Genomic DNA, 14,210 nt, shown 5'->3' on the forward strand with positions numbered 1-14,210 from the left:
CGGCACCGTGCAGCGCGTCTGCTTCCTGCTGAAGGTACGCGAGGACAGGGCGGCGGAGTACCGCGCGCGCCACGCCGAGGTGTGGCCGGAGATGCTCCAGGCCCTGACCGCGTCCGGCTGGCACAATTACTCGCTGTTCCTGCGCGAGGACGGACTGCTCGTCGGATACCTCGAGACCGAGGACTTCGAGGCGGCCCGCGAGGCCATGGGCCGCACCGGGGTCAACGCACGCTGGCAGTCCGGCATGGCCCCGTTCTTCGAACAACCCGAAGGGCGGGCCGCCGCGGCGGGGCCGGCGCCCGACGAGGCGATGGTCCCGCTCACCGAGATATTCCACCTCGCCTGACCGACGGCGGCGTGTCACGACCGAGGCGCGCGACACGCCGCCCACCGCCCGTACCCACCCGATGGAGGCGCCATGAACCACCGCACCCCCGCCGTCGCCCGCAAGCCCCGGATCGGGCTCGTCGCAGGAGGGCTCGGCGCCTACTGGCCGCAGTTCCCCGACCTGCTCCCGCAGCTCGAACGGTCCGCCGCACGGGTCGTCGAGCGGATGCGGGCCTTCGACGCGGAGATCGTCGACACCGGCTTCATCTCCGACGCCCAGCAGGGCGCCGAGGCCGCGGCGAAGCTGCGCGCCGCCGACTGCGACCTCATCGTCGGCTTCCTGACGACCTACATGACGGCGAGCATGCTCGTGCCCGTCGCCCGGCGCAGCGGCGCGCCCGTCCTGCTGATCAACCTCCAGCCGACCCCGTCCATGGACCACGCCACGTTCGACACCGGACAGTGGCTCGCCTACTGCGGCGCCTGCCCGCTGCCGGAGATGGCGAACGCCTTCGAACGCGTCGGCGTGGAGTTCAGGTCCGTCTCCGGGCATCTGGAGGACGAGCGCGCCTGGGAGCGCATCGGACGGTGGATCAGGGCCGCCGGCGTGCGCTCCGTCCTCGGCAACGGCAGGCACGGGCTGATGGGGCACCTGTACCCGGGCATGTACGACGTCTCGACCGACCTCACCATGGTGACCGGCAACCTCGGCGGCCACATGGAGGTCCTGGAGTTCGACGACCTCAGGGTGAGGGTGGAGAAGGTCTCCGACGACGAGGTCGAGGCCAAGCTGGCCGAGACCCGCGACGTCTTCGACCTCGACGGCTCCGTCGTGGAGGAAGACCTGCGCTGGGCCGCGCGGGTGTCCGTCGGCCTCGACGCGCTCGTCGCCGACTTCGACCTGGACTCACTCGCCTACTACCACCGCGGACTCGACGGCGAGACCCACGAGCGGCTCGGCGCCGGCATGATCCTCGGCGCCTCCCTGCTGACCGCGCGCTCCGTGCCCACCTGCGGCGAGTACGAGCTGCGCACCTCGCTCGCCATGCTCATCGCCGACCGGCTCGGCGCGGGCGGCTCCTTCACCGAACTCCAGGCACTCGACTTCACCGCGGGCGTCGTCGAGATGGGTCACGACGGGCCCGGCCACCTCGCCATCAGCGAGCGCAAGCCCCTGCTGCGCGGCCTCGGCGTCTACCACGGCAAGCGCGGCTGGGGCGTGTCCGTCGAGTTCGACGTACGGCACGGACCCGTCACGCTCGTCGGCCTCGGGCAGGGCCGCGACGGCTCGTACCGCCTCGTCGCCGCCGAGGGCGAGGTGGTCGGCGGCCCGCTGCTGGAGATCGGCAACACCACCTCCAGGGTGGACTTCGGCTGCGACCCGGGCGAGTGGACGGACGCCTGGAGTGCGAGCGGCGTGGGCCACCACTGGGCACTCGCCACCGGCCGCCTCCTGCCCGACCTGCGCGCAGTCGCCGGCCTGACGGGGATCGACCTCGTGGAGGTCTCCGTCTGATGGGCCGTACCCGGCCGGCGGGGATCAAGGACGTGGCGGACGCGGCCGGAGTCTCGGTGGGCACCGTGTCCAACGTGATCAACCGTCCGGAATCCGTCACCGACGCCACCCGCCGCCGGGTGCTCAACGCCATCACCCGGCTCGGCTACGTCCGCAGCGAGTCCGCGCGCCAGCTGCGCGCCGGCAGCAGCCGCATGCTGGGCCTGCTCGTGCTCGACATGGCCAACCCGTTCTTCGTCGCGGTCGCCGCGGGCGCGGAGCGCTCGGCGCGCGACGCCGGGCTCGGCGTGATGGTCTGCGACAGCGCGGAGAACACCGAGGAGGAGGCCGCGTACCTCACCATCTTCTCCGAGCAGCGGGTGCGCGGCGTGCTCGTCTCGCCCGCCGACACCACCGGGCGGAGCCTCGACGTCCTGCGCCGCCACGGGATCCCGTTCGTCTCCGTCGACCGGGTCGTGCCGAGCGAGAACGGCTGCTCAGTGGCGGTCGACGACGTGACGGGCGGCGAGCTCGCGGTGCGCCACCTGCTCCAGGCCGGCCACCGCCGCCTCGCGTACGTCAGCGGCCCGATGCACCTGGCCCAGTGCCAGGAGCGCCGCGACGGGGCGCTCGCCGCGCTCGCGGCCGCCGGACTGCCCCACACCGCCCTGCGCCACATCGAGGCCGCGCGCCTCGACGTCGCCTCCGGCAGGGACGCGGGCGCCCGGCTGCTCGGCGCCCAGCCGCGGCCCACCGCGGTCTTCTGCGCCAACGACCTGCTGGCACTCGGAGTGCTCCAGGCGCTGTACGACGCCGGCGTGCGCGTCCCCGAGGACACTGCGCTCGTCGGCTACGACGACATAGAGTTCGCGGCGGCCGCCGCCGTGCCACTGACCTCCGTACGCCAGCCCGCCGACCGGCTCGGCGCCCTCGCGGCCGGCCTGCTCATCGAGGAGACAGGGGAGCGTGCGGCGGCCCACCGCCACCGGCGCATCGTGCTGGAACCCGAACTCGTGGTCCGCGCCTCCTCGCTGCCCCACCGCCGCCGTCCCTGACACCGGAAATCCCACCGCATCCGGATAACCGTTGCGCCGTCACCTCGTTGTGCGGGGTGGGACGGCGACCCCTCGTCCCACCCCGTACGACGAGCGGAGGAGCCCATGACGGGTGCCACGACGGGTGCCGCGGCAGGCGGCGGACGGACCAGGCGCGCACTCCTGCGCACCCTGTACGGCCTCGGTGCGCTGGGCGGCACGGCCGCGGCCCTCGCCCCCCTCGTGCACGCCGACGGCGCGGCACGCACCGGCACCGTGGATCCGCCGGCCCCAGGAGCCCCGCCGTACCGGCAGGCGGTCGAGGAGACCTACCGGGGCCGCCACATCAGCATCAGGCCTTCCACCGGCGTGGCCACAACCGGGACCGCCGCGTACCGGCCGGGTGTGCACCCCGACGTCCCGGCGGACGACGTCCTCGTCGACGGCAGGCCCCTGAAGCTCATGCGGCGGGCCGACGGCGGCTGGATGAGCGTGGTCAACCACTACGAGTCGTTCCCGACGCCGCTCGCCGCCGCCCGCGCCGCCGTCGACGACCTGCACGGCGCCCGGCTGTCACTCGACGGCCCGATGCTCCACCACGCCTGACCGAACCGGGGAGGACCACCACCGCCATGTACACGAGGAAGAACCAGCGGGACCTCACGAGCGCGGAGAAGAAGAGCTTCGTCAACGCGGTGCTCGAACTGAAGAGGCGCGGCCACTACGACGAGTTCGTCCGCACCCACGTCGAGTTCTACACGCCGGACGGCGAGAGCGGGCTGCGCTCCGGACACATGGCTCCCACCTTCCTCCCCTGGCACCGCAGGTTCCTGCTGGAGTTCGAGGGGGCTCTGCGCTCCATCGACCCCGGGGTGAGCCTGCCGTACTGGGACTGGACCAAGGACAACACACCGGCCGCCGCACTGTGGGGCGACGACTTCCTCGGCGGCACGGGACGCTCCCAGGACCAGCAGGTCATGACGGGTCCCTTCGCCTACAGGTCCGGCAACTGGACCGTACGCGACAACGTCACCGACGACCGCTTCCTCACCCGCAACCTCGGCCGGCCGGGGCACGACCCCATCGTGCTGCCCACCGCGGCGGAGCTGGAGTCGGCGATGAAGCGGCCCGTCTACGACGTGGCGCCCTGGGACTCGACGCCCACGAAGGGTTTCCGCAACGGCCTGGAGGGGTGGGTGAAGCCCGGCGTCGACCAGCCGTGGCGCAACCACAACCGGGTGCACCGCTGGGTCGGCGGCGACATGCTGGGTGCCGCGTCCCCCAACGACCCGGTGTTCTGGCTGCACCACGCGTTCGTGGACCTGCTGTGGGACCGCTGGCAGGCCAGGCATCCGAAGGCGGGTTACCTGCCGGCGAAGAAACTGCCGGCGGGGGACCCGCAGAGCGGACGCGTCATCAGTCTCCACGAGCCGATGCCGCCGTGGAACGTGACGCCCTCGGCGATGCTCGGCCACGCGGAGACCTACCGGTACGCCTGAGCCGCCACCGGCCGGTACCGCCCCGCACAGCGGTCCCCGCCGCGCGCACTCGAACGGCCCCTCGCGTGGGAACGCGTGGGGCCGCCCGAGAAGGGGTGCGGCGACGGACGCCCGTCAGGGCCCCGCCGCCAGGCGCGGGCGCGCGGCCCGCGGAAGGGGATCAGCCGCCGTAGCCGCCCTGGCCGCCGCCGTCGTGGTGGCCGTGGTGGTGGCCGTGGCCGTGGCCGTCGACGTTGACACAGGTGTTGCCGAAGGCCGGGTTCAGCAGGCCGATGACGTTGACCGTGTTGCCGCACAGGTTCACCGGCACGTGGACGGGCACCTGCAGGACGTTGCCGGACAGGACGCCCGGCGAGTGGACGGCGGCGGCACCAGCACCGGCGTCGGCGGCGGCCATTCCGGCACCGCCGGCCAGCACGGCACCGGCGCCGGCCAGCACCGCGGTTGCCTTCGTGATACGCGACATCAAGAATCTCCTTGAACGTTTGCTGCACAGCCGCACGATGTACGGCCTCACGCACGTTCAACGCCGGGACCCGGGCCGGGTAACGGCGATTGCCGCAGATCGCCGTCGAATGGGTGCACCCCGGGGGTCATGCCAGCAGTCCGAGACCACCCACCAGCCTGTCCACGGCGTTGCGCGGCCCGACGAGTGCCACGCCCAGGTACGCCATCTCGTCGCGCTTCGTGCCACCCATCAGTTCGATGAACTCCGCGTACACGCGCGACGCCTGTGCGTGTCCCGGCATGTCGACGACGAGCATCCGGTCCTTGCCCGCCGCCTTGTCCCTGATGACCCGCAGCCGTTCCGCCCCGGTGGCCAGCACGCTGCATCCCGCCCACGGCAGACCCGTGTGGGCCACGCCCGAGGCGTCCTCGGTGTCGGGACCGAGCAGGCGCGGCAGCGCCCTGCCCACGGCGGCGGCCATGCAGGCGGCGGCGTTCGCCGCACGCCCGGGCGGCAGGGTCTCGTCGACGACGATCACCCACTTCAGCCGCGCTTTGCGGGTCGATTCGTGCAGCGTGATGTCGGCATCGGTGAGCTCGGGCAGAGGCATGGGACTCCTCGGTACGTCATTGCGTCGGCATTCTGACGAGTAAGCTAGCCAGACATCCTGCAACCGTCACTCAGTGCCGAATCTAATGCGTCGATAGCGAGGATCCATGAAATTTGATGCGGTGGATCGGGCTCTGCTGCGCGAGTTGCAGAACGACGCACGGCAGACCAACCGCGACCTCGCCGCCAAGACCGGCGTCTCGCCCTCCACCTCCCTGGAGAGGGTGCGGCTGCTGCGCGAGCGCGGCGCCATCACCGGCTATCACGCGGCCGTCGACCTCGACGCCATGGGAAGGCCGGTGCAGGCCCTGATCTCCGTGCGGATCAGGCCGCCGGCCAGACCCGTCATCGAGGGGTTCAGGAACTGGGCCGCCGGCCTGCCGGAGGTCATCGGCCTCTTCGTCACCTCCGGCACCCACGACTTCCTGCTGCACGTGGCCGTGCCCGACGTGAACGGCGTCTACGCGTTCGTCATCGACCGGCTCACCGAGCGGCGCGAGGTCGCCGACGTCCAGACGGCGATGGTGTATGAGCACGTCACGCCCGGCCGGATCGACCCCGCCACCGGCCACGGCGAGGAGCCGCACGCCGGAGGATGAGCCGGCCGGCGCGACCGGTGCGGGACCCGCGTCCGGGCGCTGCGGCTCCGCCGGGGAGTGCTCGGGGCCGAACGGTGAGAAAGTGGCAGCATGGCCGATGGGGGACCCTCCGGCGGTGCCGTGCCGGACATGCAGATCCCGCCCGTCCATCCGGTCCGGTCGCGGGCGGGCGGACGCATGGGCAGTTTCGACTGGGACCTGCGCGCCGGCCTGCTCGACCTCGACCCCTCGGCGCTCGCCGTGCTCGGCCTGAGGCCGGAGGAGTACGACGGCAGGGCCGCCAGCGCCACCCGCCTGATCCCGCCGGACGAGGCCGCGCGCCTGCGTGGGCGGGCGCGCCAGGTGCTGAAACAGGGGCTGGACGGCTTCGGCGCCTACTACAGGACCAGGGGGCAGGACGGGGTGCTGCGCACGCTGCACTCCCAGGCGCAGATTCGTTTCGACGACAAGGGCAGGCCGGCCCGTATCGTCGGCGTCGTCCGGGCGGCGGACACGGTGGCCGAACGGGCGACCATAGGCCGCGACCGTGCGGGCGTCACCGAACGGCTGACCTCGCTGATGGAACGGGCGGTCTCCGTCGACGACGTCATCGCCGCGCTCAACGACGCGGAAGTGCTGGGCAGCCTGGGTGCCATGGGCGTGATGCTCGGCATGGTGGGCGGCGGCAGGATGCACCTCGCCGTCCACCCAGGACTCGGCCTCATCCTGCCCGTCCAGGAGCGCTCGCGCCTGGACGAGCCCCTGCCGATGGCGGACACCGTCGCGACGGGCACGCCGCGGTTCCTCGGAGAGCCCGGCGAGTACCGCAGGCGGTACCCCAGCATGTGGCCGGGCGCCGACCCCTTCCCGGTGGGCGCAGGCGCCTACCTTCCGCTCGTAGTCGAGTCCCGGTGCATCGGCGTGCTCGGCGTGCTCTTCCCGGAGCCGCACGTCTTCCCGCAGGAGGAGCGCGACCTGCTGCTCGCGCTCGTCGGCGGCATCGCCCAGAGCCTGCAGCGAGCCATGCTGCACGGGCAGGAGCACGACTTGGCGGAGAGCCTCCAGCGGGCGATGCTGCCGCGCGTCATCCCGACCGTGCCGGGCGCGACGGTCGCCGTGCGCTACCGGTCGGCACGGCTCGGCAGGAACGTCGGCGGCGACTGGTACGACGTGATAGAGCTGCCCGGCGGGGTGGGCGTGACGGTCGGCGACGTCCAGGGCCACGACACCGAGGCGGCAGCCGTGATGGGGCAGCTGCGCATGGCGCTGTCCGCGTACGTGGCCGAGGGGCACCCGCCGGCCACGGCGCTCGCCCGTACGTCGACCTTCCTGCGCGAACTGGACACGGATCGCTTCGCGACCTGCACCTATGTCAAGTGCGACCTGGCTTCCGGCGAGTTGCGCATCGTCCGGGCCGGCCACCTGGACGTCCTCGTGCGGCGCCGCGGCGGCGCGTGCCGGTGGATCGAATCGGCCGGGGGGCTGCCGCTCGGACTCTCCGCCGAGTTCTCAGGCTCCGGCGCCATCTACCACCCCGTGACGCGAGCGGTGCTCGGCCCGGGCGAGACCATGCTGCTGTGCACGGACGGCCTGGTGGAGCTGCCGGGGACCGACCTCGGCAACCGGATGGACGCGCTGAGCGAGGCGATGGCCGCCGGGCCCGCCGATGTCGAGCCGCTCGCCGACCACCTCCTCGACATGGCAGCTGCCCAGAAGGGCGGGGACGACATGGCCCTGCTCCTGCTGCGCCGCGACGCCTGAGCGGGCGAAGCCCGCGCCCACCCGTCCTTCCACCTGACGCGCGCCGGGTGACGCGTCGTCACGATGGGGCGGTACGCGGCCGGTACGGTCGAGGCGCGGCACGGTCTGTTCTTCGCGATGTTCCCCCGCGTCCCTGGATCATTGGCGTGTACACGGCGATGCTGGCGTCTTGACCCCGCCCGTCCACGGGCGACCCGCGAATCCTCAGGAGAACGTGTGGGACCACGTATCGCCGGCCGGTCGGCCGTGCTGTTCGCCACCGTGACCGCGCTGACCGCACTCACCGCGGGGGCCGCCGCACCGGCTCTCGCCGACGGGGGCGTCGACCCCCGTCCTCGTACGACCGCCGAGATGCTGCGGCCCGTCGCGCCACCGCCCGCCACCGCGGGGAGACCCGACGCGGTGGCGGGCGCCGGTGCGGGCAGACCCTCGGGTGCGGGCAGACCCTCGGCCGGACCCGACGGCATCGAGACCGCCCGCAGGTCGCGCCCCGTCGCGCCGGGCGTACGGCTCACCTCCTTCGACCGGCTCGAGGCCGACAAGTGGCTGCGCGTCGACGCGCTGAACGTCGACCTCGACGGGACGGGAACGCGCAGCGACTACCTCTCCTCAGGCACGGTCTCCGGACGTGACACGGTGTCGGACATGGCGGCGCGCCACGATCCAGGTCCTGGCCGCCGCACCGTCGCCGCCATCAACGCCGACTTCTTCGACATCAACGAGACCGGAGCCCCCGAGGGCGAGGGCATCAAGGACGGCGCCGTGGTGCAGTCGCCCAGTGCCGGTCCCTCCGAGGCCCTCGGCTTCGGGCCCGGCAGCGCGGGCCGCGTCCTCCAGCTCTACTTCGACGGCACGCTGACCCTCCCCTCGGGGAAGACACCGCTCGCGACGTACAACGCGGCCGACATCCCCGCCGACTCCATCGGCGTCTACACGCCCGCCTGGGGCACGGCCGACCGCGCCCTGACCGTGAACGCCGCAAACGGCCCGGTGGCGGAGGCGACCGTACGCGACGGCAGGGTCGTCTCCGTCGCGGACGAACCCGGCAGCGGCCGCATCCCCGACGGCACGAAGGAACTGGTCGGCCGCGGTAGCGGCGCCACCGCCCTCGACACGCTCAGGCCCGGGGACCCGGTGTCGCTCTCGTACCGGCCGCGCACCGACTCGGGACCCGTGCCACGGACCGCGGTCTCCGGACGCGAGCCGCTCGTCGTGGACGGCGTCGCCCAGAACCACGACGGCGAGGGCAACAACACCGCGGCACCGCGCACGGCCGTCGGGTTCTCACGTGACGGCAGCCGTATGCAGGTCGTCACCGTCGACGGCCGCCAGGCCGACAGCGCGGGAATCACCCTCACCGAGCTCGGCACACTCATGAAGAAGGCCGGCTCGTACAGTGCGCTCAACCTGGACGGCGGCGGCTCCTCGACGCTCGTGACCCGCACGCCCGGCAGCGACGCCCTGCACGTCGACAACAGCCCGTCGGACGGCAGCGAGCGCGCGGTCGCCAACGCCCTCGCGCTGACCGCACCCGACGGCAGCGGGCGCCTGAAGGGCTTCTGGGTCACCACCCGCACGCCCGCCGCGGACGCGCCGACCGCCGACCCGGTCGCCGGCGGCCACCCGGAACGCGTCTTCCCCGGCCTCACCAGGCAGCTGACCGCCGCCGGGTACGACGAGACCTACGGCCCCGCCGCCGGCACGCCCCACTGGCGCACGGACGACAGGTCCGTCGGCCGCGTGGACCGGAACGGGCTGTTCACCGCAGTCTCCGGTGGCACGACGCGCGTGCGCGCCGCGCACGGCCCCGCGAGCGGCGCCACGACGCTCCAGGTGCTCGACCGGCTCACCACGCTCGAACCGACGACGCGCCGTGTCGGGCTCGCCGACGCCTCCGCCACCGGCACGTTCGGCCTCGTCGGCCTCGACGCCCATGGCGACAGCGCACCGATCGCACCGCGGGACGTGACGCTCGGCTACGACCACGCCCGCTTCACCGTCACCGGTGACGGCAAGGGCTCCTTCACCGTCACGGCACGCCCGGGCGCCGGCGGTGGCCGGATCACCGCGAGCGCCGGCGGTGTGCGAACGGTGCTCGCCGTCAGCGTCGGCCTCGAGCAGCGGCAGGTGGCGTCCTTCGACGACGCGGCGTCCTGGACGTTCAGCCAGGCGCGCGCGAGCGGCTCCGTCGCCGCCGCACCGGACGGGCACACCGGTACGGCACTCGCCATGAGCTACGACTTCACCGGATCAACGGCGACGCGCGCCGCGTACGCCGACCCGCCGGCACCGATCCCGGTGCCGGGCGAGCCGCAGTCCTTCACCCTCTGGATCAAGGGCGACGGGCACGGGGCCTGGCCCACCCTGCACCTCAAGGACGCCGCGGGCACCGACCAGTTGCTGCGCGGTCCGTTCATCACCTGGACCGGCTGGAAGCAGGTGACCTTCACCGTCCCCACGGGCGTGGCGATGCCCGTCAGCGTGTACCGCTTCTACCTCGCGGAGACCGACGCGACGAAGTCGTACACCGGATCGGTGGAGATCGACGACCTCGCCGCGCAGGTGCCGCCGGCCGTCGCCCTGCCCGCGGCGCCGCCCCGCACCGACCCGTTGATCAGCACCGCGGCGGACACGCGGGGGAGGGACTGGCGGTTCGCGGTGATGTCGGACGCCCAGTTCGTGGCGGCCGCGCCCGACAGCGACATCGTCACGCAGGCCCGGCGCACCCTGCGCGAGATCAGGGCCGCGAGACCCGACTTCGTCGTCATCGACGGCGACCTGGTGGACGAGGGGTCACCCGCCGACCTGGCGTTCGCGCACCGGGTGCTCGACGAGGAACTGGGCGACGCGGTCCCCTGGTACTACGTGCCGGGCAACCACGAGGTGATGGGCGGTTCGATCGCCGACTTCACGGCCGAGTTCGGCCCGGCACACCGGGTGTTCGACCACAAGGGCACACGCTTCATCACACTGGACACGTCGAGCCTGACCCTGCGGGGCGGCGGCATCGGCCAGATCGAGCAGCTCCGGGAGCAGCTTGACGAGGCGGCGGCGGACGACCGGGTCGGCTCCGTGATGGTGATCGAGCACGTACCGCCGCGCGACCCGACGCCGCAGAAGGGCAGCCGACTCGCCGACCGCAAGGAGGCGGCGATGCTCGAAGAGTGGCTCGCGGACTTCCAGCACCGCACGGGCAAGGGCGCAGCCTTCGTCGGCGGTCATGTCGGGGTGTTCGACGCCTCGCACGTCGACGGCGTCCCCTACCTGATCAACGGCAACTCGGGCAAGGCCCCAGCGGCGCCCGCCGATCAGGGCGGATTCACCGGCTGGTCGCTGGTGGGAGTCGACCACGTCGCGCCTTCCGCGCGGCGTGCGGCGCGGAAGGCGCCGTGGCGCGGCGGACCCGACTGGCTCTCGGTGCAGACCCGGCCGCGCACGGACGCGCTGACACTCTCGGCGCCCTCGTCGCTCCCGGTGGGCGGCGAGGCACGGGTGACGGCCACCGTGTCGCAGGGCACACTCACGGTGCCGGTGGCGTTCCCGGTGAGCGCTGACTGGCGGGTCACGGGGCCGGCGGCGTACGACCCGGCACGCTCCACGCTGACGGCGCGCGGCAGGCCCGGCGCGGTCCGGCTCTCCGTGACCGTGGGCGGCGTGACGCGTGAGGCGGTGATCCACGTGACGCGCCGGTAGGGCAACGGGGCGGCCGGCGGGGTACGCACCGTTCGGGGCCGGCCGGCCGCACCGTCCACAGGCCCGGCCGCTCGTCAGGCCGCGATGCCGGTGGACCGCCCCAGGTACGTCAGCGGGCCGGGGTCCGGCACGTCGAGTTCGCGGAACCCCAGCCGGTCGTAGAACGCGCGTGCGGCCGTGTTCGCGGTCACCATCGACAGGTGCACCGCCCCGACGCCCCGCGCGTGCAGCGCGGCGAGGAACGTGTGCATCAGCGCCCGCCCGTGCCCCTTGCGCTGCCAGCCGGGCAACAGGTCGATGTGCAGGTGCGCCGGATGGTCCGCGAGCTCGGGGACCACCATGCGCTCCGGCGTGTGGAGCAGGAGGGCCATCTCCTCGCCGGGTGTGACGGGTGGTGCGGACGGTGAGGGGTAGCGCTCAGCGACCCGCGGCAGCCACCGTTCGCGGAAGGCGCGGACGAACCCGGCCGTGTCGCCCGTCCCGAGTACGTAGCCGACGGCCCGGCCGGTCCCGTCGTCGAGTACGAAGGCCAGGCCGGGTTCCAACTCGGCGTACGGTTCGGCGAAGATCGCGGGCAGCACGCCGGGGTCCTGGTACAGGTGCCGGGCGTCCCCGCCCTCGTGTGCGGTGCGCACGCAGATGTCGGCGAGCGCGTCACGGTCTCCGGGACGGTACGGGCGGACGGCGGCGGATGCGGAAGACGGCATGGGCGCATTCTGGCGGCTGTGAGAGCGCTCTCACAAGCATGTGTCATGTCTCCCGCAGCGCCGGTCTCGTCTTCCCGCCGCCTAGCCGCGGGGCGGAATGGCCGCCGTGTCGAGGAAGAACGCGTCGATGTCCTGTACGGAGCGCATGAACTCGTCCAGGTTCATCGGCTTCGTCACGTAGGCGTTCGCGTGCTGGCGGTAAGCGTCCTCGATGTCGTCGGGAGCAGACGACGTGGTCAGCACCACGACCGGGATGGAGCCCAGATCGCTGTCGTCCTTCAGCACGGCGAGCAGCTCGCGCCCGTTCATACGGGGCATGTTGAGGTCGAGCACGATCAGGTCGGGGCGGTCCTTCGAGGGATCGCGCAGGTGCTCGAGCGCGGCGACGCCGTCCGTCACGTGCGCGATGTCGCGGGCCGTGCTGCGTTCGACCAGCGCGTCCTCGATCAGCAGCGCGTCCGCGGGGTCGTCCTCCACCAGCAGGAGGCTGTACGTACGGTCGTCGCTGAGAGTGTTCACGGCGGTCTGCTCCTGCGCTGGAAAGTGGGGGAGGCACGAGGGCAGCCGTGCGCGGTCCTGAACCCACAGCCTATGCCGTGCCGACCCGCACGCCAACAGCCTCCGCCGCCCGACCGGGTGGGCAGGGGACACGGGGCGTCCGCTCCGCGCCGACCCGGCACTCCGGCGCGAGGATGGGACAGGGGCGGCGACGCGGAGGAGACATGCCGATGAGAACGACCGGCGACATGCGGTGGCAGCCGGGCGCGGTGAGTGTCGAACGCCTCGACGCCGTCGCCTACGCGATCCCCACCGGCGACGGCCCCGGTGCGGAGGGACACGGGAAGGCGACGACGGTGATCGTCGTCGAGGCGTCGGCCGGGAAGGCCACCGGGATCGGCTGGACCTACGGGCCCGCCGCCGCGGCCCGCGTGGTCACCGGCCTGCTGGCTCCCGCAGTGACCGGGCGGTGCGTCAACGACGTGCCCGCGGCCCATCTGGCCATGGGCCGCGCCCTCCGGGAGGCCGGCGGTGGCGGTCTCGCGGCCGGGGCGCTCTCCGCTGCCGATATCGCCCTGTGGGATCTGAAGGCTCGCGTGGCGGGCCTGCCGCTCACCGCTCTGCTCGGCGCGGCGGTGCCCGGCGTTCCGGTCTACGGCAGCGGCGGCCCCGTGCACCAGGGCCAGGCCGGTATGGAACGGGAACTGCGCGGCTGGGTCGAGGAGCGGTCCATCCCGCGCGTCAAGATCGAGATCGGTGAGAGTGCGGGCCGGGCGCCGCAGCGCGACCTCGACCGTGTCCACGTGGCACGCGAGGTCATCGGGCCCGTGCCGGAGCTGTACGTCGACGCCGGAGGGGGCTACAGCGTCAAACAGGCCGTGAGGATCGCGGAGGCGTTCGCCGACGACGGTGTCAGCTGGTTCGAGCAACCGGTACCGGCAGCCCACCCGATGGCGCTGCGGCAGGTCAGGGATGCCGTCACCGCCGAGGTCACCGCGGGCGGGGACGGCCGCGACCTGGCCTGCCTCGCGCGCATGGCACAGGCCGGCGCCGTCGACTGCCTCCAGGCAGACGTGACACGATGCGGCGGCATCACGGTCTGGCTGCGGGCGGCCGCCGTCGCGGAGGCCCACGGCCTGGAGATCTCCGGACGCGGTGCGCCGCACGCCCACGCGCACGCCGCCGCGTCCGTGCCGAACCTGCGCCACGTGGAGTGGCGCCGCGACCACGTCGTCGCGGAGACGGCCCTCTTCGACGGCGTGCTCGACCCGCAGGGTGGCACGCTGGATCCCGCCGCCTCGGGCGAGCCGGGTCTCGGACTCGCCCTCAGGCGCGAGCACGTACGCCGCTGCCGCGTGGCATGACACACCCGCACGGAGTCCCGCCGGCGGCGCGCGGCGAAGCGGGCGGCCGGGCGCGTGCGCGCCGGGTCGTGCGCTCCGCCGAACAGCCGCGGTCCAGGTGGGAGCGCGCGGGGAGGTGATCCGCGCGGATCGCACCGGCGGCAGCGGGCGCTCGCGCACGTTTGCTCCCGTTCCGGGAGCCGCCGCGCCGCCGGCCG

The 14,210-nt window shown here is 73.2% G+C and carries 13 protein-coding genes; 9 read left to right on the forward strand and 4 right to left on the reverse strand.

Annotated features, from left to right (window positions below; translation table 11 throughout):
- The first annotated feature begins 7 nt into the window (after nucleotides 1-7).
- The 5 genes from IH48_RS0117340 to IH48_RS0117360 all read left to right on the forward strand — a co-directional run bounded on the left by IH48_RS0117340 (nucleotide 8) and on the right by IH48_RS0117360 (nucleotide 4,355).
- On the forward strand, nucleotides 8-346 hold the full coding sequence (locus IH48_RS0117340; RefSeq protein WP_030904648.1) for an L-rhamnose mutarotase: 339 nt from the start codon (nucleotides 8-10) through the stop codon (nucleotides 344-346).
- A gap of 72 nt (nucleotides 347-418) precedes the next feature.
- A complete protein-coding gene (locus tag IH48_RS0117345; RefSeq protein ID WP_030904650.1) occupies nucleotides 419-1,843 on the forward strand; it encodes an L-fucose/L-arabinose isomerase family protein in 1,425 nt (474 codons plus the stop codon).
- On the forward strand, nucleotides 1,843-2,877 hold the full coding sequence (locus IH48_RS0117350) for a LacI family DNA-binding transcriptional regulator (protein ID WP_030904651.1): 1,035 nt from the start codon (nucleotides 1,843-1,845) through the stop codon (nucleotides 2,875-2,877). The genes IH48_RS0117345 and IH48_RS0117350 overlap by 1 nt, the downstream gene beginning before the upstream one ends.
- Before the next feature lie 105 nt (nucleotides 2,878-2,982).
- The gene (locus IH48_RS0117355) at nucleotides 2,983-3,462 is read left to right on the forward strand and encodes a tyrosinase family oxidase copper chaperone (protein WP_030904653.1); all 480 of its coding nucleotides are present in this window, start codon (nucleotides 2,983-2,985) and stop codon (nucleotides 3,460-3,462) included.
- 26 nt (nucleotides 3,463-3,488) lie between these two features.
- Entirely contained in the window at nucleotides 3,489-4,355 is an 867-nt protein-coding gene (locus tag IH48_RS0117360) for a tyrosinase family protein (protein WP_030904655.1), read from the forward strand.
- Between the two features lie 160 nt (nucleotides 4,356-4,515).
- Here IH48_RS0117360 and IH48_RS0117365 read toward each other — a convergent pair whose 3' ends face one another.
- Together IH48_RS0117365 and IH48_RS0117370 are read right to left on the reverse strand one after the other, a co-directional pair.
- The gene (locus tag IH48_RS0117365; RefSeq protein WP_030904663.1) at nucleotides 4,516-4,821 is read right to left on the reverse strand and encodes a chaplin; all 306 of its coding nucleotides are present in this window, start codon (nucleotides 4,819-4,821) and stop codon (nucleotides 4,516-4,518) included.
- A 127-nt stretch (nucleotides 4,822-4,948) separates the two neighbouring features.
- On the reverse strand, nucleotides 4,949-5,413 hold the full coding sequence (locus IH48_RS0117370; RefSeq protein ID WP_030904665.1) for a DUF2000 domain-containing protein: 465 nt from the start codon (nucleotides 5,411-5,413) through the stop codon (nucleotides 4,949-4,951).
- A gap of 106 nt (nucleotides 5,414-5,519) precedes the next feature.
- Here IH48_RS0117370 and IH48_RS0117375 point away from each other — a divergent pair, with 106 nt between their 5' ends.
- The 3 genes from IH48_RS0117375 (at nucleotide 5,520) to IH48_RS0117385 (ending at nucleotide 11,444) form a co-directional block, all read left to right on the forward strand.
- The gene (locus IH48_RS0117375) at nucleotides 5,520-6,011 is read left to right on the forward strand and encodes an Lrp/AsnC family transcriptional regulator (protein WP_030904668.1); all 492 of its coding nucleotides are present in this window, start codon (nucleotides 5,520-5,522) and stop codon (nucleotides 6,009-6,011) included.
- Nucleotides 6,012-6,101: 90 nt separating this feature from the next.
- Nucleotides 6,102-7,751, forward strand: a complete 1,650-nt coding sequence (locus IH48_RS0117380) for a SpoIIE family protein phosphatase (protein WP_030904671.1) — start codon at nucleotides 6,102-6,104, stop codon at nucleotides 7,749-7,751.
- Between the two features lie 351 nt (nucleotides 7,752-8,102).
- On the forward strand, nucleotides 8,103-11,444 hold the full coding sequence (locus IH48_RS0117385) for a phosphodiester glycosidase family protein (protein ID WP_420705501.1): 3,342 nt from the start codon (nucleotides 8,103-8,105) through the stop codon (nucleotides 11,442-11,444).
- 74 nt (nucleotides 11,445-11,518) lie between these two features.
- Here IH48_RS0117385 and IH48_RS0117390 read toward each other — a convergent pair whose 3' ends face one another.
- Together IH48_RS0117390 and IH48_RS0117395 are read right to left on the reverse strand one after the other, a co-directional pair.
- Nucleotides 11,519-12,151, reverse strand: coding sequence for a GNAT family N-acetyltransferase (locus IH48_RS0117390; RefSeq protein WP_030904682.1), 633 nt, complete (start codon nucleotides 12,149-12,151; stop codon nucleotides 11,519-11,521).
- A gap of 81 nt (nucleotides 12,152-12,232) precedes the next feature.
- On the reverse strand, nucleotides 12,233-12,670 hold the full coding sequence (locus IH48_RS0117395; RefSeq protein WP_030904685.1) for a response regulator: 438 nt from the start codon (nucleotides 12,668-12,670) through the stop codon (nucleotides 12,233-12,235).
- A 209-nt stretch (nucleotides 12,671-12,879) separates the two neighbouring features.
- On the opposite strand from IH48_RS0117395, the gene IH48_RS0117400 reads away from it, so the two are divergent.
- Nucleotides 12,880-14,013 (forward strand): enolase C-terminal domain-like protein, encoded by a 1,134-nt coding sequence (locus tag IH48_RS0117400; protein WP_234434292.1) that lies wholly within the window; start codon nucleotides 12,880-12,882, stop codon nucleotides 14,011-14,013.
- Nucleotides 14,014-14,210: the final 197 nt, after the last annotated feature.

Origin of the sequence: Streptomyces sp. NRRL F-5126 (genome assembly GCF_000721265.1) — a bacterium.
Classification (GTDB): domain Bacteria; phylum Actinomycetota; class Actinomycetes; order Streptomycetales; family Streptomycetaceae; genus Streptomyces.

What these genes read in the sequence shown, in the direction of transcription:
- IH48_RS0117345 (WP_030904650.1), top strand. Translation starts at nt 419, where the DNA reads ATGAACCACCGCACCCCCGCCGTCGCCCGCAAGCCCCGGATCGGGCTC.
- IH48_RS0117350 (WP_030904651.1), top strand. Translation starts at nt 1,843, where the DNA reads ATGGGCCGTACCCGGCCGGCGGGGATCAAGGACGTGGCGGACGCGGCC.
- IH48_RS0117355 (WP_030904653.1), top strand. Translation starts at nt 2,983, where the DNA reads ATGACGGGTGCCACGACGGGTGCCGCGGCAGGCGGCGGACGGACCAGG.
- IH48_RS0117360 (WP_030904655.1), top strand. Translation starts at nt 3,489, where the DNA reads ATGTACACGAGGAAGAACCAGCGGGACCTCACGAGCGCGGAGAAGAAG.
- IH48_RS0117365 (WP_030904663.1), bottom strand. Translation starts at nt 4,821, where the DNA reads ATGTCGCGTATCACGAAGGCAACCGCGGTGCTGGCCGGCGCCGGTGCC.
- IH48_RS0117370 (WP_030904665.1), bottom strand. Translation starts at nt 5,413, where the DNA reads ATGCCTCTGCCCGAGCTCACCGATGCCGACATCACGCTGCACGAATCG.
- IH48_RS0117375 (WP_030904668.1), top strand. Translation starts at nt 5,520, where the DNA reads ATGAAATTTGATGCGGTGGATCGGGCTCTGCTGCGCGAGTTGCAGAAC.
- IH48_RS0117380 (WP_030904671.1), top strand. Translation starts at nt 6,102, where the DNA reads ATGGCCGATGGGGGACCCTCCGGCGGTGCCGTGCCGGACATGCAGATC.
- IH48_RS0117385 (WP_420705501.1), top strand. Translation starts at nt 8,103, where the DNA reads ATGCTGCGGCCCGTCGCGCCACCGCCCGCCACCGCGGGGAGACCCGAC.
- IH48_RS0117390 (WP_030904682.1), bottom strand. Translation starts at nt 12,151, where the DNA reads ATGCCGTCTTCCGCATCCGCCGCCGTCCGCCCGTACCGTCCCGGAGAC.
- IH48_RS0117400 (WP_234434292.1), top strand. Translation starts at nt 12,880, where the DNA reads ATGAGAACGACCGGCGACATGCGGTGGCAGCCGGGCGCGGTGAGTGTC.